Consider the following 21,612-nt stretch of genomic DNA (forward strand, 5'->3'; position numbering starts at 1 on the left):
GAGAGGCTATATCGTTAACCGAATGATCCGGCTCAAAAAGCTGGCGCGTGCAGCTTCCGCGCTTACGACACCGCTCACACCGGAAGACTTCCTGGCCCTGTTCAACCCGGTGTATTCCTCACGCCAGCTCCGCGGGGTCGTTTCCCGCGTGGTGCATGAGACCGAGGACTCCGCCACCATCTACTTCCACCCCGGCCACGGCTGGCATGCCCACAAGGCCGGGCAGTGGGCGCGCATCGGCGTGGAACTGGACGGTGTCCGCCACTGGCGTTCCTACTCCCTGAGCACCGCCGCCGGGCATGACCCGGCGATCACCGTCAAGGATGCCGGAGCCGTCTCCCACGTCCTCGTCCGCGACACGAAGCCGGGCGACATCCTGTTCCTCGCACCGCCCCAGGGTGATTTCGTGCTTCCCGAGCACCCGCGCTCCCTGCTCATGCTCACCGCAGGCAGCGGCATCACGCCCGTCATGTCGATGATCCGCACGCTGATCCCCCGTCGCCCCGACGCGAACGTGGTACTCATCAACTCCAACAGCACGCCGGAGAAGAGCCTCTTCCGCGAGGAGCTGGACGAGCTTGCAGACCAGTTCTCCAACCTCACGGTGCGCCACTGGTTCACCAGCGCCCGCGGACGGCTCGAATTCACGGCGAAGACCATCGCGGACCTGTGCCCGGACTGGCGCTCACGCGCCGCCTACGCCTGCGGCCCCGAAGGCTTCCTGAACAACGCCGAGGAACTGTGGCAGCGTGAGGCCGCCCTCGAGACCGCGAGCACCATGCCCGGTATCTCGTCCGGCGCCGGAACGCAGGCGGCCACCACGGGCACACTGACCATCGAGCGGTTCAGCACGGACCTGCTGGCGGGCGCCGGGCACGACGGCGGCCTCGTCACCTTCGAACAGTCCGACCGTGAGGTGCAGGCCGATGGCGACACCCCCCTTCTGGACATCGGCGAGGACGCCGGCGTCCTCATGCCCAGCGGTTGCCGCATGGGCATCTGCCACAGCTGCCTCATCCCGCTGCGCGCCGGACAGGTGCGGGACCTCCGCACCGGCGAACTGCACAACAATCCCGGACAGCTCATCCAGACCTGCGTCTCGGCTGCCGCCGGACCCGTGAACCTCGATCTTTAATCCCCCACCAGAGGAGTCCCCATGACCACCACGCTGACCCGCCCGGGCGCCCTTGCGGCGTCGGGCCACCCCCTGGTCCGCCCCGATGCCGCCAAGCACCTGACCGACGAGCAGGTCGAGGAGCTCGGCCGTGAACTCGACGCCGTACGCGACGAGATCCTCGCCAAGCGGGGGGCCGCCGACGCCGCCTACATCCGCCGCGTCATCAAGGTGCAGCGCAGCCTCGAGTTCGCGGGCCGTGGCACCCTCCTGTTCAGCAAGTACAAGCCCGCCTGGTTCGCCGGGACGGCCATGCTGAGCGTCGCCAAGATCCTCGAGAACATGGAGATCGGGCACAACGTCCTGCACGGCCAGTGGGACTGGATGCGCGATCCTGACATCCACTCCACCACGTGGGAATGGGACTTCGTCACGCCTGCGCGCTCCTGGCAGCACACGCACAACGACCTGCACCACCGCTGGACGAACGTCATCGGCAAGGACAGGGACGTCGGATACAACCTGCTCCGCATGGACCCCGACCAGCCGTGGCGCCCTTTCAACCTGGGCAACCCGCTGTACAACGCCATCCTGGCGCCGGTCTTCGAATGGGGCATCGCGCTGTACGACCTCGAGATCCCCGAGTACAAGGAGGGCCTCAAGACGAAGGAGGCCATGAACCGCGATCTCAAGGCGGTGGGCGTCAAGGTCGTCAAGCAGTTCAGCAAGGACTACGCCGCTACCCCCGCGGTCGCGATGCTCACCGGGTCCGGCAAGCAGGCCCTGTACGGCACCCTTGCCGCGAACGCCATCCGTAACTTCTGGGCGCACGCCGTCATCTTCTGCGGCCACTTCCCCGAGGGCACGGACACGTTCACCGAGGAGGAGGTCGAGGGCGAGACCCGCGGTGACTGGTATGTCCGCCAGATGATCGGCTCAGCGAACATCTCCGGCTCCAAGTTCATGCATCTCATGACCGGCAACCTGTCCCACCAGATCGAGCACCACTGCTTCCCCGACCTGCCGTCCAACCGGTATGCCGAGGTCGCCGTGAAGGTCCGCGAGATCTGCACGCGCTACAAGCTGCCCTACACCACGGGCCCCCTGCCCAAGCAGGTCGGGTCCACCTGGGCGAAGATCTTCAAGCTCGCCCTGCCCAACCGCACACCGAAGACTGCTACGGCGTAAGCACGGCCGGCGCCGTCGTCCCGGGTGCATCCGGGGCGGCGGCGCCTTCATGTGCCCGCCTCAGACCGAGGCGTCCTCCGCGAGGAGTGCGTCCACCTGCCCGAGGGCGAGCTTCAGCCCCTCCTCCATGCCCATCTCGACCATCTGGTTGAGTTGCTCGAGGGACTCGAACGCCGTCACCATGGTCATGCGGGTCCGGCCGCCCATGTCTTCCAGGGTCACCGTCGCGTGCGTCTCGCCGAGGTCGGCCACGGGGTCACCGTTCTCGTCCGCGAAACCGTCGTCGAACGCCAGGCGGTGAGGCGGCTCCACTGCGGTGATGCGCCACCAGCCCCGTGCCTTCTCGCCGTCGGGGCCCGTCATGTAGTAGGCCGCGCGCCCTCCCTGCTCGAACTCGTAGGCATCGAAGGTCGCGGGCCATGTCGGTGGGCCCCACCACCGCTCGAGCTGCTTCGGATCGGCCCAGATCCGCCAGACGCGCTCGACGCCGGCGTCGAATTCCGCGACCAGCCTGAAGCTCAGTGCTTCGATGTCCTTCTCCGTACTGATGACCGCCATGATGCTGCCTTCCTAGTCCTCATCCTGCGCATCGGCTGCAAGGATGTCCGTGATCCTGTCGACTCGCTGCCGCCAGATTTCCTCGTACTCGTCGAGCAGGCGGCGGGCCTTCTGCACGCCGTCGACCTGTCCCCGCACGATCTGCTCCCGTCCGCGTCTCTCCTTGGTGACGAGTGAGGCCCGCTCGAGGACGGCCACGTGTTTCTGTACAGCGGCGAAACTCATGTCGTACTGCTCGGCCAGGCCGGATACCGAATATTCGGCGATGAGGACGCGCGCCACGATGTCCCTCCGTGTCGCATCGGCAAGGGCCTGGAACAGGCGGTCCACCTCGTCCTCGCTCAACGCATTTACAACCATATGGTTGTACGTTACTCCCGGGTGGTGCCGCCGTCAACGGTTCGGTATTGCCGACGTGGCAGGAAGGACGGCGGGCGCCTACCCGTTCGAACGATTCGCCGGCGTGTACTACGCACGTGCCCCTGCGCTGAGGATGTGCGGGGACGTGACACCGATTATGGCGAGGGTCCGGGGACCCTGCGAGACTGGCCCCATGACCCGCGGAATCTATGTGAGCGCCATGACCAACGGCTCCGGCAAATCCCTCATCTCCCTGGGGCTGGCCGACATGCTGCACCGGCACGCCGACCGCGTGGGATTCTTCCGGCCCATCGTCGAGGGCGACGACCCCGCCGCTGATCCGATGGTGGGCCTCATGCAGCGTGCCTTCAAGCTCCCGGACAGCCGGGCCCGCGGCGGGCTCACCCGCGCCGAGGCCCGCGCCCTGCTCGTCACGGGCGACCGGGCCGAGATCGACGCGCGCTGCGTCGCCATCTACAGCGGGATCGCCGCGGAGTGCGACGTCGTCATCGTCGAGGGAACGGATCTCTCCGGCAATGATGCCGCCGTCGAGTTCGATCTCAACGCCCGCCTCGCCAACAATCTCGGCGCCATGGTCCTCGCCGTCGTCAGCGCCAAGGACATGTCCGTCGACGAAGCCGCGGACGCCGTCGACGTGGCCCGCCGGGAGCTCGACGCTGCGAAGGTCTCGCTGCTCGCCATGATGGTGAATCGGGCGGCGGACGACGCCGTCACCGCCATCAGCGAGCACGTGCGCCCCGGACGCTCCGGGCGCCCCGTCTACGTGATCCCGGAGCTGACCGAGATCTCCCAGCCCACCGTCTCCGAGGTGTCCGCGGCACTCGGTGCCCGGCAGATCGCCGGCAACTCCAACCTCGAGCGCGACGTCGTCAGCGTCCGTGTCGCAGCGATGAATGTCGGGAACTTCCTGCACCTGCTGACGGACGGAGCCCTCGTGATCGTCCCCGGCGACCGCGCGGACGTCCTCGTGGCGACCCTCGCGTCGTCGTTCTCCCCAGAGTTCCCCGTGCCCTCGGGCATGATCCTGACCGGCGGGCTCGCGCCGGATCCCAACATCCTCGCCCTGCTCGCGCAGGCTCCGTTCCCCGTCTTCGCGCTCGACGACGACACCTATACGGCAGCCCGCCGCGTCAGCGAGGTTCGCGGGGAGATCGCGAGCGGACTGCGCCGGAAGGCAGCGGCAGCCCTCGGCGCCTGGTCGCGTCGGGTGGACGAGAAGGAACTGCTCGAACGCCTCGAGCTCCCCCGACCGGTCAACATGACGCCGCTGCGCTTCCTGCACGAGCTGATCCAGCGGGCCCGGGCCGAGCGTCGGCACATCGTGCTCCCCGAGGGCGAGGACCTCCGCGTCCTGAAGGCCGCGGAGATCCTGCACCGGCGGGACGTCTGCGACCTGACCATCCTCGGGCCCGAGGCGAAGGTGCGCGAGCTCGCCACGGGGCAGGGCATAGACCTCACCGGGCTCACCCTGGTGGATCCCTCGACGTCGGAGCTGCGTGAGGAGTTCGCCGTCGAGTACGCCCGGCTCCGCGCGCACAAGAACGTCTCGCTGGAGCAGGCCCGGGAACGCATGCTCGAAGGCGCATACTTCGGGACGATGATGGTCCAGCTCGGGAAGGTGGATGGCATGGTGTCCGGCGCCGCCCACACCACCGCGAACACCATCCGGCCCGCCCTCGAATTCGTGAAGACGAAGGACGGCGTGAAGATCGTCTCCTCGGTGTTCCTCATGCTCCTTCAGGACCGCGTGCTCGTCTACGGCGACTGCGCCGTGAACCCGGATCCCAACGATGAGCAGCTCGCGGACATCGCGATCGCCTCGGCCGAGACCGCGGCCCAGTTCGGCGTGGAGCCCCGCGTGGCGATGCTCTCCTACTCCACCGGCGAGTCCGGCAGCGGCGGCGCAGTGGACGAGGTGCGGCGTGCCACGGAACTCGTGCGGCAACAGCGGCCCGACCTCGCGGTGGAGGGGCCCATCCAGTACGACGCCGCCGTGGATGCCTCCGTCGCAGCGTCCAAGCTTCCCGGATCCTCGGTGGCCGGGCAGGCGACGGTGTTCATCTTCCCGGACCTCAACACCGGCAACAACACGTACAAGGCCGTGCAGCAATCGGCCGGCGCCGTCGCCGTCGGACCCATCCTCCAGGGCCTCCGCAAGCCGGTCAACGACCTCTCGCGGGGCTGCACCGTCGAGGACATCGTCAACACGGTCGCCATCACCGCGGTGCAGGCCCAGCAGCCCGCCGCTTCCTAACCCCCAGCCCTCCGCCCGCTCGCCAGGACAGGACCCCATGATCATCCTCGTCATCAATTCAGGCTCGTCCTCGCTCAAGTACCAGGTCCGCGAGGGCGACGACGTCCTGGCGGAAGGCCTGGTGGAACGCATCGGCGAAGCCGAGGTGCCGGACCACGCAGCGGCGCTCGACCGCGTGGACGGCGAAGTGGCCGCCGCACTGGACGGACGCGGGATCGACGCCGTCGGGCACCGCGTGGTGCACGGCGGTGAGCGCTTCAGCGAACCGGTGCTGATCGACAACGAGATCACCCGGGCCATCGAACGGCTCAATCCACTGGCGCCCCTGCACAATCCCGCAGCCGTCACCGGTATCCGGGCCATCACCGAGAAGTGGCCGAACATGCCTCAGGTGGCCGTCTTCGACACCGCCTTCCACCGCACCCTGCCCGAGCACGCCTGGCGCTACGCCGTGCCGGACGAGCTGTACCGGAAGTTCGGCATCCGGCGCTACGGCTTCCATGGCACCTCGCACTCCTACGTAGCGCGCGGGGCCGCGGAGCTGCTCGGCGCGGGCTCCTTCACCGGCGTCATCGCGCACCTCGGCAACGGTGCGTCCATCACGGCCGTGCGCGACGGCGAGAGCATCGACACGTCCATGGGCTTCACTCCGCTGGAGGGCCTCGTGATGGGTACGCGGTCCGGGGACATCGACCCGTCCATCCTGCTCTTCCTCCTGCGTGAGGGGTACAGCGAGAAGGACCTCGATACCCTCCTCAATCGGAACAGCGGACTCAAGGGTCTGGCGGGCACGAATGACATGCGTTCGGTGGCGGAAGCCGCCGATGCCGGTGAATATCGGGCGAAGCTGGCAATCGAGGTGGCGTCGTACCGGCTGGCGAAGTATGTCGGCGGCTATCACGTCGCGGTCGGCGGAGCCCAGGCCCTCGTCTTCACCGCCGGTATCGGCGAGAATGCGCCCAACTTCCGCACCGCGGTGGTCTCCAAGCTCGGCGCCCTCGGTCTCGAGCTCGACGAGGAGAAGAACGGCGAGCGAAGCAAGCAGGCGCGCGTGATCAGCACACCGGCCTCGGCCTTCCCCGTCCTCGTCGTGCCGACGAATGAGGAGGCGGCCATCGCGGAGGCGACGGCCGCCGTCGTCAGCGGCTCGTAGGGCGTTCGGGAGCGAGGACTCGGGCACACTAGGTCCATGACGATCCTGCGCATGGCCCTGCTGTTCGTCCTGGCCGCGGGGGCGGAGATCGGCGGCGCCTGGCTCATCTGGCAAGCCGTCCGTGAGGGTAGGCCTTGGTGGTGGGCCGGTCTCGGCATCATGGCCCTGGGAGCCTACGGCTTCGTGGCGACCCTGCAGCCCGATCCGAATTTCGGGCGCATACTCGCGGCGTACGGTGGGGTCTTCATGGCCGGCTCGCTGGCGTGGGGGGTACTCGTCGACGGTTTCCGCCCCGATCGCTGGGACGTGATCGGTTCGGCGTCTGCCTGGTCGGCGTCGTGCTGATCATGGCCATGCCACGTTCGACGGCGTGACCCTCCGGCCCTTGTCCTCGCCCTACGCCGCCCCCAGCAGCCGTGCCAGCCCGGCGGCGAGCGCACCGACGGCCACCACCACCAGGAACGGCGCCCGCAGCCAGAGCGCGACGGCGGCAGCAACCAGCGCCGCGACCCGCGCGTCGAGCACGAGCGTCTGACCCGAGGCGAACGTGTTGACGGCGGTCAGCGCGGCCAGCAGTCCGATGGTCAGCGAACCGGCGACACGAAGCATCCGCGGGTTGTCGAGCAGTTTTGCGGGCACCAGGAAGCCCAGATATTTCGTGGCGATCGAGATCACGCACGCCAGCAGGATCCAGCCCCAAAGGCTCATGCGTCCCCCTTGGCCCCATGAGCGGCGGACCCCAGGGGGTACGGCTCGACGTCGGGCTCCAGGCCCTCTGTCGCCGGCCCGAGGCCGGAAAGCCCGAGGACCGCGGCCACGACGGCCGCGATCAGGATGGGCACGCCGGGTGGCACGAGCGGCACGGCGATCAATGTGACCACTGCGCAGACGACGGCGATGGCCGCGGGTTCCTTCGCCCTGATCCGCGGCCAGAGCAGCCCGAGGAATGCCGCGACCGCCGCGCCGTCGAGTCCCCACCGCGCCGGGTCGCCCATGGCGTTGCCTGCGAGCGCGCCCACCAGCGTGAAGAGGTTCCAGAGGACGAAGACGCCGGCTCCGGCCGCCCAGAATCCCCGCCGCTGCTCGTCCGGATCGCTCTGCCCCGTCGCCGTCGCCACCGATTCGTCGATGGTCAGGTGCGCCATCGCGAGTTTCCGCCAGCGCGTGGGACGCAGCAGGACGTTGATCTGCATCCCGTAGACGCCGTTGCGGATACCGAGCAGGGTCGCGGCCGACAGTGCGGAGATGCCGGACCCACCACCGGCGATGACACCGATGAATGCGAACTGCGAGCCGCCGCTGAACAACAGCAGGCTCAGTGCCATCGTCTGGAGGAGATCGAGGCCCGCGGCGACGGACAGCGCGCCGAAGGACAGTCCGTACAACCCTGTGGCGATGGCCACCGAAAGGGCGACACGGACTGCCGGGGATTGTAGGAGCACCACCCGACAAGGCTAGGGGATGAGGGGCTTCGGCTTCCCATCCGTGTCGAAGAGGTAGATAGTGGAAATGGAAAGCCTACTTACTAACCGGAGGAGCGCCACATGAAGGCAGTGACATGGCAGGGCAAGCGCAACGTCAGCGTCGAGAATGTCCCTGATCCCACCATCCAGGAGCCGACCGACGCCATCATCCGCGTCACGTCGACGGCGATCTGCGGCTCGGACCTGCACCTCTACGAGGTGCTCGGCCCCTACATGCACAAGGGTGACATCCTCGGGCACGAGCCGATGGGCGTCGTCGAGGAAGTGGGCGCGGGGGTCACCAACCTGAAGGTGGGCGACCGCGTGGTCATCCCGTTCAACATCTCCTGCGGGTACTGCTTCATGTGCAAGCGGGGACTGCAGTCGCAGTGCGAGACCACACAGGTCCATGCGGCAGGGTCGGGTGCTGCGCTGTTCGGCTTCTCGGAGCTGTACGGCTCCGTTCCCGGCGGGCAGGCCGAGTACCTGCGTGTCCCCTTTGCCGACTACGGACCCGTGAAGGTCGGGCACGATCTACCTGACGAGCGCTACCTGTACCTCTCCGACATCCTCCCCACCGCCTGGCAGGGCGTGCAGTACGCGGACGTCCCGAAGGACGGCGTGCTCGCTGTCTACGGCCTCGGACCCGTCGGCCAGTTCGCCGCACGCATCGGCAAGTACCTCGGCCACCGGGTGATCGGGGTCGAGCCCGTCGCGGAACGCCGTGAAATGGCGAAGCGCCACGGCATCGAGACCATCGACTTCACGAAGAACACCGCCGAGGAACTGCGCAGCATGACCAACGGCCGCGGACCGGACGCCATCGTCGACGCCGTCGGGATGGAAGCACACGGCTCCCCCATCGGCGCCTTCGCCCAGAACGCCGTCGGCATCCTCCCGGACAAGCTAGCGCAGAAGGTGATGGAGACCGGCGGCAGTGATCGCGTGACCGTCCTCCACTCCGCGATCGACGCCGTCCGCCGCGGCGGTACCCTGTCCCTCAGCGGCGTCTACGGTGGCGCAGCGACCCCCATGCCGATGCTCAACATGTTCGACAAGCAGCTTCAATTCCGCATGGGCCAGTGCAACGTGCGCCGCTGGACGGACGAGCTCCTGCCGATCGTGGAGGAGCCCTCGGATCCCCTGGGCGTCACGGACCTCATGACCCACGAGGTCTCGATCGACGAGGCCCCGGCCGCCTACAAGAACTTCCAGAAGAAGACGGACGGCACGATCAAGGTGGTCCTCAAGCCGCAGGGCATCACGGTCTAGCGCCCCCCAGGGCACCACCCGGGCGTAACCCCTAGCGCGCCACCCCGGGCGCGACGAGGACAGACGTGACGGCGGGAGCCCGGCCCTCGGGTCGGGCTCCCGCCGTCGCATGCCTCGGCACTACTCACGGGCCATCGCGTCGTGGGAACCGGCCTCGCCGCGGGCCACGTGCAGCGCATCAGCCGCCCGCACGAGCCCGAGGTGCGAGAAGGCCTGCGGGAAGTTGCCCGCCATGCGCCCGTTCTCGGCGTCGTACTCCTCCGACAGCAGGCCGAGCTCGTTGCAGTAGCCCACAAGCTGGTCCATGAGCCGCTTGGCATCGTCGAGCCGACCACTGTGCGCATATTGCTCCACCAACCAGAAGGAGCAGGCGAGGAAGGGGTGTTCGCCCGGCTCGAGGCCGTCGTCGGACTCGCCGGTGCGATACCTGAGGAGTAGCCCCTCGGGATCCAGCAGGTGCTGCTCGATCCGCTCGACCGTGCCCAGGATCATCGGATCGTCATAGTCGAGGAAGCCCACCTGCGGGAGCTGCAGCAGGGATGCATCCACCTCCGTGCCGTCGTAGACCTGGGTGAATGTGTTGAGCTCGCGGTTGAAACCGCGCTCCAGTATCTCGGCGCGCAGTCCGTCCCTCAGTTCCGTCCAGTGTTCCTCGGGCCCTGTCAGGCCGTGGTCCCGCACGGCGCGGACGGCGCAGTCGAAGGCCGCCCACATCATCACGCGGGAGTGGGTGAAGTACTGCAGCTGGCCACGCATCTCCCAAATGCCGTGGTCACGGTCGTCGAGGTGGTTCTCCGCGAAGCCCAGCAGTGCGCGCTGCAGGGGCCACGAGAAGTTGTCCTCCGTGACTCCGTGGCCGCGCAGTTTCTCGAGTGCCACCATGACTTCCCCGACGACGTCGGCCTGGTACTGATCCACGGCACCGTTGCCGACACGCACGGGGGTGGAACCCGCGTACCCCGGCAGGTTGTCCAGTTCGCGTTCCGGCAGCTGGCGTTCCCCCGCCAGCCCATACATGATCTGCAAGTCCTCGGGATCCCCGGCGACGGCCCTCAGGAGCCAGTTGCGCCACTCGAGTGCTTCCTCGGCGAATCCGTGCGTCATCATGGCTTCGAGTGTCAGGGCGGCGTCTCGGAGCCAACAGAAGCGGTAGTCCCAGTTGCGTGCACCGCCGAACTGCTCCGGCAGGGAGGTCGTGGGAGCTGCGACGATGCCGCCGGTGTCCTCGTGCGTCAGCGCCCGCAGCACGAGGAGCGAGCGCCGCACCGCCTCCGAGTACTCGCCGTCGTCCACGCAACTGGCGCCCCAGGCCTTCCAGTAGCTGATGGCGGAATCGAGCTGCTCGTCGACGTCGAGCGGAGGCGGGGTCTCCCGGTGCGAGGGGTACCAGACGAGTTCGAGGTCGACGACGTCGCCCGGAGTCACCTCGAAAATGCCCTCGTGACGGTGACCTTTTGCCCTCAGCCGGGGCCCGCGGAGCAACAGCGCATCCGGTCCGGCGATCGCCAGCAGCACGGGGACGCCGTCGTCCGTGCCCTGGCTGACCCATGGGAGGATCTCGCCGTAGCCGAAGCGGATCTCCAGTTCCTGCCGTACGCTGACCGTGCCCGCCAGTCCCTGGATGCGCCGTACCACGTTCGCCCTGCGGTCGGTCACCGGCATGAAATCGGTTACCAGCACTTCACCCTCGGTGGTCCTCCAGTGCGTCTGGAGCACGAAGGTGGAATGGATATAGCTCCGGCTCACCACCTCGGCCGTAGCCGAGTCCGGTGCGACCAGCCAGCGGCCGTGCTCCGGAGTGCCCAGCAGGGCGGCGAAGACCGAATCGGAGTCGAATCGCGGAAAGCACAACCAGTCCACGCTGCCGTTCCGGGAGATGAGCGCACCGGTGTGGAGGTCGGAAACGAGTGCGTATTCCTCGATCGGTGATTGCATTTTCCAACTCAACCACAACGGAACCGGCTGCTGGACGGCTACTTCAGGTTGCCCTCGAAGGCCAGCCGGATCCGGGCCGGGTAATCCGTGGTGAACTCCTGGACACCGAGTCCGGCGAGGAACCGGGCGTCCTCCTCGGTATTGACCGTCCAGGCCCGCACGCGCACGCCGTCGTGGATCCACCGCTGGATTCTTTCCGGGTGGTCCCGCACATACTGCAGGCTGGGCCCCGCGATACCGATCTCCTGCCGGTCGATCAGTTCCTCTCCCTCCTTCAAGGCCCTCTGCATGATGGCGATGAGGGCACCCTCGGCGATGGACCCGAAGCTGAGGGCGTCGCGCACCTCCTGCGGGCTGACATCCGCTACGAGCTGGCACAGCACATGGTGCGGAACCGACTCGGCGAGCTGCAGCATGGAGTCGGGGTTGAAGCTCATGAAGCTCACCTCGACCAGGCCCAGCATCGATGACTCCGGGTCCCACCCCTCGTCCATCAGGAACGCGATCAGCGCCTCCTCCAACCTCAGTCCGAAGGGGCTCGGATGCTTCAGTTCGATCGCCAGCTTGATGGGCCGGCCGGACTCGCGGAGCAGGACCAGCAGGTCGGACAGGGCGAGGAGCTGGTGTGCAGCATCGCCATACTCCGCAGGAATGCCGACGCCCTTCCACGAGCACACGTCGAGCATCCGCAGTTCGGCCAGTGTGCGGTCCGCCACGTCACCGGACCCGTCGGTGGTCCGTTCCAGCGTGGTGTCATGGATGCACACGAGCTGACCGTCGCGTGTCAGGTGCACGTCGCACTCCACGCCTTCGGCGCCGTCCGCGAGCGCTTGCAGGTATGCAGCACGGGTGTGCTCGGCATAGGTTCCGCTGCTGCCGCGGTGGGCGAAGATCACGGGGGGCACGGGGCATCCCTTCAGTCGCGTCGGTGATATCCCTCATACGGTACGTGACCCCGCAATCGGGACACCATCGGCCCCCAACCGCAACCGGACCAGCGTGCTCCCTCGATAGACTCGGGAGGGTGAATGATCTGATGACCGCCACCGATACGGAGCGGGCGGCCGCCCTGCGCCGCATGAAGATGCTGGCTACGGGACTACTGGTGGTCATGGCGGCCATCTTCGTGGTGGCTTTCGCCCTGCAGGATACCTATCCGTGGCTCGAGTACGTCCGCGCCGCAGCGGAGGGTGGCATGGTCGGGGCCCTCGCGGACTGGTTCGCCGTGACGGCCCTCTTCAAGCACCCGATGGGACTAAAGATCCCGCACACCGCGATCATCCCCCGCAAGAAGGACCAGATCGGCGAATCGCTCGGCCAGTTCGTCGAGGAGAACTTCCTCTCGGAGGACGTGGTCCGCGCCAAGCTCGATTCCGCGCGGATCGCGCAGAAGGCCGGTGCGTGGCTGGAGAAGCCGGACAGCGCCGACCGGGTCGCCGTTGAGGGTGCGGCCCTGATTCGCGGGATGTTCACGGTCCTGAACGACGACGCCGTACAGGGCGTCATCGAGTCCATGGTCAGGAAGCACCTGCTCGACCCGCCCTGGGGGCCGCCGGTCGGCAGCATTGCCGAGCGCATCTTCGCCGAGGGGCACCATCACCGGCTGGTGGACCTGCTGGTGGATCGGGCAGGCGACTGGGTGGACGCGAACTACGCCGTTGTCACGAGGGTCGTCGCGCAGCGCTCCCCCACCTGGGTACCGCGACTCGTCGACGGCGTCGTCGGCGATCGCGTGCACGCCGAACTCTCGAAGTTCATCCGCGCGGTGCAGGACGATCCACAGCACGATGTCCGCATCTCCATCGACAAGTACCTCCGCGAGCTAGCGCAGGACCTGCAGCACAAGCCCGAGACGATCGCCAAGGCCGAGGAAATCAAGGGACAACTCCTCGACGACCCGCGCGTCAGGGACCTGACCGCGCGCACGTGGTCGACGATCAAGAACGCCCTCCTCGAAGCGGTCAATGACCCCGGGAGCGAACTGACGACGAAGTTCAAGGCGGCGGTGCGGGACTTCGGTTCCCGCCTGACCACGGATGCGGAACTGGCCGGGAAGGTGAACCGCTGGATCGCCGATGGCGCCTCCTACGCGGTGCGGACCTATCGAAGCGAGATAGCCGGAGTCATCTCGGAGACAGTGGGTCGGTGGGACGCAGAGGAGACATCCCGGAAAATCGAACTGCAGGTCGGCAAGGACCTGCAGTTCATCCGCATCAACGGCACGGTGGTCGGTTCGCTGGCAGGGCTGGCGATCTTCGCCATCGCTGACGCGATCTTCGGCTAGGTCCGCTTCTGCTCGGAACCTGATCCGGGCAGCTGCAGGACCTCGGCCAGTTCGCCGGGAATGGTCTGCGGCAGGGGCCCGAACGCCTCGCGCGTGGTCTTGATGACTGCCTTGCCCATCAGGTGGTTGCCGGTCCCGCCGATCACTGCACCGGCGCCGAAGGGCAACGCCCGGCCGAGCATGAAGCCACCCTGCTTTGCGAGGAACTTCTTGAGGAAGCGGCGCTGGATGGAGCCGGTGATGGTCTTGACCATCGAAGTCGGCGCTGATTTGTTCACGAGTTGGCCCCAGTACTGGGGAGCACCCTGGCCGGCCGAGGCACCAAGGATGGAGCGGACAAGCGCCATGCCCTCCTCGCCCATGAGGATGGCCATCACCATGACCCGCGACCGCTCGGGGTCCACCGTCTTGACTCCGTGCAACTCGGCGATCGATTCCGCATAGAGGGCGGTGGCTTCGAGGAATCCGACGGTCGCGGCGGCCGAGAGACCGAGGGACGCAATGGTTCCCACGGCCGGTACCGCAGCAGTGGCACCGACCGCTGCGCCTGCCGCCGTCGTCGCACGAAGGTAGTCGCGCTCGAGGAAACGTGCCAGTTCCGCGGGTGATGCGTCCGGGTGGCGACGGCGGAGCCGGTTCAGATTGGAGAGGATCAGGGGGCGCTGGACATCCAGCGCCCGCTCGATCCCGCGGAGGATCGCGGGCTTCGGGTTGCCGTCCTTGTCGAACAGCGTCCCGCTGGCAGCCTTCATGGCTGGGTTCTCCTTGTTACGGCCAAACATGATGGTCCTTCCGGTGCTGTGACGTGCCCTGATCGAGTGTAGGTGCGCATGCACTCGGCCGGCCCTGGGTTCTGTTGCCGACGCCGGCTCTGCTGATGCGTCCCCTGAACAAGGGAAGGGCGCCACCGACGATCCGGTGACGCCCTTCGGCAGCTGTTCCCCCAGGGTTCAGCCGGAACTCCTGACTAGACGCGTGAGCGCTTGCGGCCCGTGATGGCACCGTAGATGGCGAGCACGATCAGGGCGCCGATGACTGCGAAGAGGATCGACATCAGCGAGAAGGTGCTACCGAGGTTGACGCCGAGGATGCTGCCACCGATGAAGCCACCGAGGAACGCGCCGATGACGCCGAGAAGCATCGTGATGAAGATTCCGCCACCCTGCTTGCCGGGGAGGATCAGCTTGGCGAGAGCGCCGGCGAGGAGGCCGAGGATAAGAAAACCGATGAAACTCATGAGGTGCTCCTTGAGTGATTTTGGGCAACCCGTCCGCTGGACGGGCTACTGGCCAATAGCGTGATGCACCGCAGTGCAACTTGTTCCAACTGTACTTCATCAGCATGCTTAGGGTGCAATCCTAGCATCATGCTAATCCTGCTTATCAAGACCTGGACGGAGAACTTTGCCGAACCGTTGCGGGGTCTTCGAATCGCCACCACGCCACGTGAGCACCCGGATTCCAGCGAATCTGCCCGTATGCTGGCACCAGGCGGGCCGCGCTGGGAGAGAGCGGCAGAGTCAGTGAAACGGCTGGGGAATTCTCTCGAAACTGCCAATGAAGTCAATCCGAAGGAGTAATACTCATGCGAATCGGTTCCTCTATTTTCCTTATTGCACTCGGTGCAATCCTTGCCTTCGCTGTCCAGGCTCAGGTGAGCTTCGTCGACATCACTCTCGTCGGCTACATCCTGATGGCGGTCGGCGTGATCGGCCTCATCGCATCCCTGATCCTGGCCGCTCCTCGTCGCCAGGCCCGTGTGTCAGAGTCGCGGTCCGTCGTCGACCCGAATACGGGCGAGACGATCACCAGGCGGGAGTCCCGCGACACGGGACTGTAGCCAACGAGTCAAGAGCAGGGCTGGAGCATTGCTCCAGCCCTGCTTTTGTGTGTTCGGGCTTGGTAATCGCCGAAAAGTGCTTGACGTATCGTAAAAACCGGAACTAAAGTCTCTCAAACGAAGATAAAGCCACATGCTGCCGAGTAGCCCCGGTAGTAGGAGACAACGGAGTCCTCATGTTCGCGGAAGAGCGCTATCGCCAGATCAGCACGCTGGTCTCTGCCGACGGTCGCGTCACTGTAGCGGGTCTCTCATCCCGTTTCGGCATCACCAAGGAGACGGTCCGCAGGGATCTCGCACTCCTCGAGACGGACGGCGTCCTGCGTCGAGTCCACGGTGGAGCGATCGCGGGTACCGGGGCTACGACGAACGAACCGAGCCTCACCAGCCGGTCCTCCCAGCGCTCACCGGAGAAGAAGCGCATCGCCCAGGCCGCCCTCTCGCTCGCTCCCCTGGCCGGCGCTGTCATCGTCGATGCAGGCAGCACTACCGGCGCCCTCGCGGACCTCCTCGTCAGCGAGGCCCGCCCTGCACTTGCCGTCGTCACCCATTCAGTCCCTGTCGCGGCGCTCATCTCCGGGGCCGGTCTGAGCGTGGAACTGGTGGGAGGCCGCGTCCGCGCCCTCACCAGCGCGGCAGTCGGCAGCAGCGCGGTGGCCCACTTCTCCCGCCTGCGGGCCGACGTCGCGTTCATCGGCACCAACGGCATCGCTGCCGGCTTCGGCCTCAGCACTCCCGACATCGACGAGGCCGCCGTGAAAACCGCGATCGTCCACTCCGCCCGGCGCGTGGTGCTCCTGGCGGACTCATCGAAGTTCGACGAAGAGACCCTCATCAGCTTCGCCAACCTGGAGGATATCGATGTACTCATCACCGATCGTGCACCGCGGGGCCCCCTTGCCGAAGCACTCGCCGACGCCGATGTGGAGGTGACCGTCGCGTGATCCTCACTCTTACGGCGAACCCCAGCATCGACCGCACCGTCGAGCTCACCGGTCCCCTCACCCGCGGTGCCGTGCAGCGCGCCACGCATGTCGTCCAGGAGGCCGGCGGTAAGGGCGTCAACGTCAGCCGTGCTCTCGTGATGTCCGGAACGCCCACGCTCGCGGTCCTCCCGGGGGACGACGACGACCCCGTCCTCGCCGGGCTGCGGAGCATCGCCGTCCCCTTCCGCAACCTGCCCATCGGTACAGGACTTCGCACCAACACGGCGATCACCGAACCGGACGGTACGACGACGAAGATCAACGAGCCGGGCCCCGAACTCTCGGGCGCGCTCCTCGACGAACTCCTCGCCGTCGTCGTCGCCGAGAGCAACGGCGCGGACTGGTTGGTCCTGGCCGGATCACTCCCCCCGGGCGTCCCGCCGACCTTCTACACGAAGGTCACGGCCGCAGTGCGCGAAGCGTACGGGTTATCATCGCCCCTCGTGGCAATCGATTCCTCCGGGATGCCCCTCATGAAGGCCGCCGCAGGTGTCCCTGCCCCCGACCTGCTCAAGCCCAACGCCGAGGAACTCAGTGAGCTGACGGGTATCGGTACCGGCGACGAGCTGGAGCAGGATCATGAATTGGCCGCGAAGGCCTGCGCGGTGCTCGTCGCCGCGGGGGTAGGTGCGGTGCTGGCGACCCTTGGCTCCAAGGGCGCCCTGCTCGTGACGGACACGGGAGCATGGCACGCCGTGCATCCCCCCGTCACGGCGCGTTCCACGGTCGGCGCGGGAGACTCCGCGCTGGCCGGCTACCTGCTGGCGCACAGCGCAGGCGAACTCCCGGAGAACTGCCTGCGCCAGGCGGTTGCCCACGGGTCGGCAGCTGCCGCCCTTCCCGGTTCCACCGTTCCATCGCTCCACCAGACAACGCCGGCCGCCGTCGCGGTCACCCCCCTCATGGTCACGCTGCCAGTGATCGAACCAAGCACCCCCGAGTCCATAGCCGGACCGGAAGCACAGGAGGATTTCTGATGTCGAATCTCATCACTCCGGAGCTCGTCACTCTGGACAAGGACCTGGGGACCGAGCGAGCCTCGGTGATCCGCTTCCTCGCGGAACAGGTCGCCGCGCAGGGCCGCTCCACCGAGGTCGATGGCCTGTACGCCGATGCCCTGGCCCGGGAGGAGAAGACCTCGACCGGTGTTCCCGGCGGCATCGCCATCCCGCACTGCCGGTCGAAGGCGGTCACGGAGGCCACGCTCGCCATGGCGCGCCTGTCTCCGCCCGTCGACTTCGGGGCAAAGGACGGCCCCGCCGACCTCGTGTTCTTCATCGCTGCACCCGACGGGGCTGACCAGGAGCACCTGAAACTCCTGTCCAAGCTCGCGCGGTCATTGATCAAGAAGGACTTCAACGCGTCACTGCGCGCCGCCAGGACACCAGCCGACGTCGTCGTGCTCGTGAACGGCGCCCTGGGGATCGGTGACGCCGGCGCCGCAGCGACGGCGGGGGCCGGCGCACACGCTGCCGGATCCGCAGCACCTGCAGGGCCTGCAGAATCAGCGGGATCCGCCTCGGAAGCCCGGTCGCGTGAAGCGGCCGAAACGCTGGGAACATCACCGGCCGGCACCGACACCACGGGGCCCGCCGTCGATCCCGAGCCGTCCACCACGACGAAAGCGCGTCGCCTCGTCGCGGTCACCGCCTGCCCCACCGGCATCGCGCACACCTACATGGCCGCTGATTCACTGGTCGCCGCCGCCCAGGAGAGGGGCATCGACCTGCAGGTCGAGACGCAGGGTTCCTCCGGCGCCACTCCCCTGGATCCCGCAGTCATCGCAGCCGCCGACGCCGTGATCTTCGCCGTCGACGTCGACGTCCGCGACAAGCACCGCTTCGCCGGGCTGCCGGTCATCAGCGCTCCGGTGAAGCGCGGCATCGATGAGCCCGGGGAAATGGTCGACGAAGCCGTCGCAGCCGCCGGCAATCCGAATGCGCGCCGGGTCGCCGGCACCGCGGGCGGTGATGAGCAGGCCGACGACGACGGCGGTCGGGACAGCATCGGCAGTACGCTGAAGCGCGCGCTGCTCACGGGTGTCAGCTACATGATCCCCTTCGTCGCCGGCGGCGGACTCCTGATCGCCCTGGGCTTCCTGCTCGGCGGATACCTGATCACGGAGACTGCCGACGCGGTCGTCCTCGAGAACAGCTTCGCGAACCTGCCCGACGGCGGGTTGAGTACCTACCTCGGCGCCGTCGCCTTCAAGATCGGCCAACTGTCCCTCGGATTCCTCGTACCGGCCCTGGCCGGGTACATCGCCTACGCGCTGGCGGACCGGCCCGGCATCGCTCCGGGCTTCGTCGCCGGCGCGGTCGCCGGATTCATGGGCGCAGGATTCCTCGGCGGTATCGTCGGCGGCCTGTTGGCCGGCTATGTGGCGATGATGATCGGGCGCCTCTCGGTACCCCGCTGGCTCCGCAGCCTGATGCCCGTCGTCATCATCCCGCTGGTGGCGTCCATCGTGGCCTCGGGCCTCATGTTCCTCGTGCTGGGCGGGCCGATCGCCGCGATCACCACGGGCCTCAATTCCTGGCTCTCGGGTCTCACCGGCACCGCCGCCGTCGGCCTCGGGCTCATCCTGGGCCTCATGATGGCCCTGGATCTCGGGGGCCCCGTCAACAAGGTGGCCTACTCCTTCGCCGTCGCCGGCCTCAGCGCCGGATCGATAGACAACCAGGCACCATGGCAGATCATGGCAGCGGTCATGGCCGCCGGCATGGTGCCACCCCTCGCCATGGCTCTCGCGACGACGATCGACCGCCGCCGCTTCACCGTCGCCGAGCGCGAGAACGGCAAGGCTGCCTGGCTGCTCGGGGCAGCCTTCATCTCCGAGGGCGCCATCCCGTTCGCCGCTGCCGATCCGCTGCGCGTGATCCCCGCATCGCTCCTCGGTTCCGCTGTGACCGGAGCGATCGTCATGGGTACGGGCGTCACCTCGCAGGCACCCCACGGAGGCATCTTCGTCTTCTTCGCCATCGGGAACGTCGCGATGTTCATCATCGCCATCCTCGTCGGTACGGTCATCTCCGCCCTCGCCGTGATCGCCCTGAAGCGCTATGCCACCAGCAAGAAGGACGCCCCGGTCGCCGAGCCGGTTGCAGCCTGACCCGCAGTCCGGTTGGCTGTACTGGGAACCCACCCATCGAAGGAGCGCATCATGGCAGAACGCAGAGCAACAGTGGCGAGTCGCGTAGGTCTGCACGCCCGTCCGGCATCCATCTTCGCGGAGGCCGCGGGTGAGCTCCCCATCGAGGTCACGATCGCCATGGACGGCGAGCCGGCGGATGAGGCGATGGACGCCTCGAGCATCCTCTCGCTCATGAGCCTGGGGGCGTCGCACGGCGACGTGATCGTCCTCCGCGCCGAGGGTGACGGCGCCGAGGACGCGCTCGAGAGCCTGGCCCGCATCATCGAGACGGACCACGACGCCGAGTAGCAACCCCAACAACACAGGGCACCATCCGCTGTCGATACATGGCGGATGGTGCCCTTTGTGCGTCCCCAACACTGTTGGACAGGTAGCTGGGTCCACCCGTTCTCATGGGCCCACCTACCTACCGGATAACAATCCGCTGCCCCCCCACGGGCAGCGGCAGTTACATAATCATTATATTTCCACACGATCATGAAAACGTGAATAGCTAAGGGACACGATTGCGTCACTTTCCCGTCGCGTGCTCCTTCGTCGTTATCGTGCCGGACGAAGCGGCTAGGCGAGTTTGTTCGCCTGCCTGTGGCTCCGCCTGCTGACGATATGGCTGAGCCAGATCAGGCACAGTCCCAGAACGGTCAGGAGGATGGCCAGGAACGGCAGGATGATGTCCCATTGGTGAAGCTCGATGGGCATGAGCCGCAACACGCCATAGGCGACCACGATGGCGAATCCGCAGGCCAGCAGCCCACTGGCAACCCGGTGCAGGGGGCGGGAGCCCCTGTCGAACGCCGCCCGGAACCCCGGCACCACCAGGCACGCCGCGACGTAGGCGGGATACAGCCGGCCAACGGCTGCGTACTGCAGGACGGTGTCCTGGGACCCGAAGTCACGCAATCCCGTCGAACTGCCCTGCAACTCGCTCGCGAGGAAGAAGTACACGGTCGCGGAGATAGTGATGATCAGGACGGCGATCCCGAAGGGCCCCGCAATCATGCGTCGGGCACCAGCGGAATCGAAGGCAGCGGCCATCCTGACACCGATCAGCAGGAACACCGCGTACAGGAAGAACCGGATGAGCAGGTTTGCCAGATTGACGCCGCCCATCAGGGCATCCACGGCCAGGTAGATGGCGTCGAGGGACAGTGCGACGGCAATCGTCAGCAGGACCAGGGCAGTGAAAACCACCCTTCCGCGCCCGTGAAGGACACCAGGGAGGCGGACGAACGCGCCAAGCGCGCACACCGCCAGGACGATCCACTGGATAGCGAGATTATTCATCCCAGGTTCTCCCACATCGCACGGTCCTTGCCATCCTCGAGTTCTGCCCTGCGGATCTGCTTGCCGAGGACGTCGAGTCGATCCCGGGCAAGGAGGACCAGGTCGAGGTCAGGCAACGCACAGAGGGCGCGGGCCCGGCCATCCTGCGGCCACCCTCCCTCCTCCGGAGTGAGGAGTCCGGTGACCACCAGCCCGCTGGTGAGTGAGACGCCGGCGATCCGCGCTGCCTGCACCGCGATCTCGGGGGCGAGGCGACCCGCTGTGAGCTGGGCCGACAGGTTCTGTCGGGCGACGCCGGTACTCTCGGCGAGCTGCTGGCGGAGGTCCCCCGGGTCGATGGCCTCGATCCATGCGCGCACCGAATTCCGATGGGGGAACGGGGCGAGATTCAGCTGGAGATCGCTCCCCGTATACTCCTTGTCCTCGCTGCGCGCCACGAGGAGCCTGAGGATGTCGACGTGGCTCACCTGACTGACGAGTTCATCGTCCGTCGGCGGGCGGACACCGGCGGGCACGTCCCCGAAGCCTTCGAAAACGGCGAGCGCCTCTACGGGAGGAAGACTGTAGCCCCGCGCGATGGAGACGATGGTCAACACCGACACCTTGCCGCGCACGAGCTGCTGCGCGAGCGTGGACCTCTTGATCCCCGCGACCCTGCAGACATCGGACACAGTGTCCTGGGGTGCGATCCGGGAACGCCACAGCTGGAACGCCTTGGCTGTGACGGCCATCATCACCTTTCGATTG

The 21,612-nt window shown here is 67.1% G+C and carries 21 protein-coding genes and 1 pseudogene; 12 read left to right on the forward strand and 10 right to left on the reverse strand.

Features of this window, described 5'->3' with window-relative positions; genetic code table 11:
- Window positions 1-22: 22 nt before the first annotated feature.
- Complete coding sequence (locus tag RCH21_RS07805; RefSeq protein ID WP_326963899.1) at window positions 23-1,135, forward strand: ferredoxin reductase; 1,113 nt, start codon at window positions 23-25, stop codon at window positions 1,133-1,135.
- A 21-nt stretch (window positions 1,136-1,156) separates the two neighbouring features.
- Entirely contained in the window at window positions 1,157-2,302 is a 1,146-nt protein-coding gene (locus tag RCH21_RS07810) for a fatty acid desaturase family protein (protein WP_326963900.1), read from the forward strand.
- A 60-nt stretch (window positions 2,303-2,362) separates the two neighbouring features.
- On the opposite strand, the gene RCH21_RS07815 is transcribed toward RCH21_RS07810, so the two are convergent.
- Together RCH21_RS07815 and RCH21_RS07820 are read right to left on the reverse strand one after the other, a co-directional pair.
- Window positions 2,363-2,860, reverse strand: coding sequence for an SRPBCC family protein (locus RCH21_RS07815; protein WP_326963901.1), 498 nt, complete (start codon window positions 2,858-2,860; stop codon window positions 2,363-2,365).
- 12 nt (window positions 2,861-2,872) lie between these two features.
- On the reverse strand, window positions 2,873-3,220 hold the full coding sequence (locus RCH21_RS07820; RefSeq protein WP_326963902.1) for an ArsR/SmtB family transcription factor: 348 nt from the start codon (window positions 3,218-3,220) through the stop codon (window positions 2,873-2,875).
- Window positions 3,221-3,413: 193 nt separating this feature from the next.
- On the opposite strand from RCH21_RS07820, the gene pta reads away from it, so the two are divergent.
- The 3 genes and pseudogenes from pta (at window position 3,414) to RCH21_RS07835 (ending at window position 7,022) form a co-directional block, all read left to right on the forward strand.
- A complete protein-coding gene (gene pta / locus RCH21_RS07825) occupies window positions 3,414-5,495 on the forward strand; it encodes a phosphate acetyltransferase (protein WP_326963903.1) in 2,082 nt (693 codons plus the stop codon).
- Between the two features lie 37 nt (window positions 5,496-5,532).
- Window positions 5,533-6,648 (forward strand): acetate kinase, encoded by a 1,116-nt coding sequence (locus RCH21_RS07830; protein ID WP_326963904.1) that lies wholly within the window; start codon window positions 5,533-5,535, stop codon window positions 6,646-6,648.
- A gap of 36 nt (window positions 6,649-6,684) precedes the next feature.
- Window positions 6,685-7,022 (forward strand): annotated as a pseudogene (locus tag RCH21_RS07835) (YnfA family protein).
- A gap of 22 nt (window positions 7,023-7,044) precedes the next feature.
- Here the strand turns inward: RCH21_RS07835 and RCH21_RS07840 are convergent.
- A complete protein-coding gene (locus RCH21_RS07840; RefSeq protein WP_326963905.1) occupies window positions 7,045-7,356 on the reverse strand; it encodes an AzlD domain-containing protein in 312 nt (103 codons plus the stop codon).
- Window positions 7,353-8,093, reverse strand: coding sequence for an AzlC family ABC transporter permease (locus tag RCH21_RS07845; RefSeq protein ID WP_326963906.1), 741 nt, complete (start codon window positions 8,091-8,093; stop codon window positions 7,353-7,355). The genes RCH21_RS07840 and RCH21_RS07845 overlap by 4 nt, the downstream gene beginning before the upstream one ends.
- A gap of 99 nt (window positions 8,094-8,192) precedes the next feature.
- On the opposite strand from RCH21_RS07845, the gene RCH21_RS07850 reads away from it, so the two are divergent.
- A complete protein-coding gene (locus RCH21_RS07850; protein ID WP_120148722.1) occupies window positions 8,193-9,383 on the forward strand; it encodes a zinc-dependent alcohol dehydrogenase in 1,191 nt (396 codons plus the stop codon).
- Between the two features lie 120 nt (window positions 9,384-9,503).
- Here RCH21_RS07850 and RCH21_RS07855 read toward each other — a convergent pair whose 3' ends face one another.
- Together RCH21_RS07855 and RCH21_RS07860 are read right to left on the reverse strand one after the other, a co-directional pair.
- Window positions 9,504-11,318, reverse strand: a complete 1,815-nt coding sequence (locus RCH21_RS07855) for a glycoside hydrolase family 15 protein (RefSeq protein WP_326963907.1) — start codon at window positions 11,316-11,318, stop codon at window positions 9,504-9,506.
- 38 nt (window positions 11,319-11,356) lie between these two features.
- Window positions 11,357-12,223 (reverse strand): glycerophosphodiester phosphodiesterase, encoded by an 867-nt coding sequence (locus tag RCH21_RS07860; RefSeq protein WP_326963908.1) that lies wholly within the window; start codon window positions 12,221-12,223, stop codon window positions 11,357-11,359.
- A 131-nt stretch (window positions 12,224-12,354) separates the two neighbouring features.
- Between RCH21_RS07860 and RCH21_RS07865 the strand changes: the two genes are divergently transcribed.
- On the forward strand, window positions 12,355-13,602 hold the full coding sequence (locus RCH21_RS07865) for a DUF445 domain-containing protein (protein WP_120148726.1): 1,248 nt from the start codon (window positions 12,355-12,357) through the stop codon (window positions 13,600-13,602).
- Here the strand turns inward: RCH21_RS07865 and RCH21_RS07870 are convergent.
- Both RCH21_RS07870 and RCH21_RS07875 read right to left on the reverse strand, forming a co-directional pair.
- Window positions 13,599-14,354, reverse strand: a complete 756-nt coding sequence (locus RCH21_RS07870; protein ID WP_235830655.1) for a hypothetical protein — start codon at window positions 14,352-14,354, stop codon at window positions 13,599-13,601. The genes RCH21_RS07865 and RCH21_RS07870 overlap by 4 nt on opposite strands.
- Before the next feature lie 215 nt (window positions 14,355-14,569).
- The gene (locus tag RCH21_RS07875; RefSeq protein ID WP_120148729.1) at window positions 14,570-14,839 is read right to left on the reverse strand and encodes a GlsB/YeaQ/YmgE family stress response membrane protein; all 270 of its coding nucleotides are present in this window, start codon (window positions 14,837-14,839) and stop codon (window positions 14,570-14,572) included.
- A gap of 347 nt (window positions 14,840-15,186) precedes the next feature.
- On the opposite strand from RCH21_RS07875, the gene RCH21_RS07880 reads away from it, so the two are divergent.
- The 5 genes from RCH21_RS07880 (at window position 15,187) to RCH21_RS07900 (ending at window position 19,869) form a co-directional block, all read left to right on the forward strand.
- Window positions 15,187-15,441 carry a DUF6458 family protein gene (locus RCH21_RS07880; protein ID WP_326963909.1) on the forward strand — a complete coding sequence of 85 codons (255 nt, stop codon included), beginning with the start codon at window positions 15,187-15,189 and terminating at the stop codon, window positions 15,439-15,441.
- A gap of 176 nt (window positions 15,442-15,617) precedes the next feature.
- A complete protein-coding gene (locus RCH21_RS07885) occupies window positions 15,618-16,385 on the forward strand; it encodes a DeoR/GlpR family DNA-binding transcription regulator (protein WP_120148733.1) in 768 nt (255 codons plus the stop codon).
- A complete protein-coding gene (locus tag RCH21_RS07890) occupies window positions 16,382-17,404 on the forward strand; it encodes a 1-phosphofructokinase family hexose kinase (RefSeq protein ID WP_326963910.1) in 1,023 nt (340 codons plus the stop codon). Before RCH21_RS07885 ends, RCH21_RS07890 begins: the two co-directional genes overlap by 4 nt.
- Window positions 17,404-19,539, forward strand: coding sequence for a PTS fructose transporter subunit IIABC (locus tag RCH21_RS07895; protein ID WP_326963911.1), 2,136 nt, complete (start codon window positions 17,404-17,406; stop codon window positions 19,537-19,539). Before RCH21_RS07890 ends, RCH21_RS07895 begins: the two co-directional genes overlap by 1 nt.
- A gap of 51 nt (window positions 19,540-19,590) precedes the next feature.
- Entirely contained in the window at window positions 19,591-19,869 is a 279-nt protein-coding gene (locus tag RCH21_RS07900; protein ID WP_120148737.1) for an HPr family phosphocarrier protein, read from the forward strand.
- Between the two features lie 273 nt (window positions 19,870-20,142).
- Here RCH21_RS07900 and RCH21_RS07905 read toward each other — a convergent pair whose 3' ends face one another.
- On the reverse strand, window positions 20,143-20,865 hold the full coding sequence (locus RCH21_RS07905) for a hypothetical protein (RefSeq protein WP_326963912.1): 723 nt from the start codon (window positions 20,863-20,865) through the stop codon (window positions 20,143-20,145).
- The gene (locus tag RCH21_RS07910) at window positions 20,862-21,599 is read right to left on the reverse strand and encodes a hypothetical protein (protein WP_326963913.1); all 738 of its coding nucleotides are present in this window, start codon (window positions 21,597-21,599) and stop codon (window positions 20,862-20,864) included. Before RCH21_RS07910 ends, RCH21_RS07905 begins: the two co-directional genes overlap by 4 nt.
- Window positions 21,600-21,612: the final 13 nt, after the last annotated feature.

It is taken from the genome of Arthrobacter sp. PL16, from assembly GCF_035985055.1.
Lineage (GTDB): Bacteria > Actinomycetota > Actinomycetes > Actinomycetales > Micrococcaceae > Arthrobacter_D > Arthrobacter_D cheniae.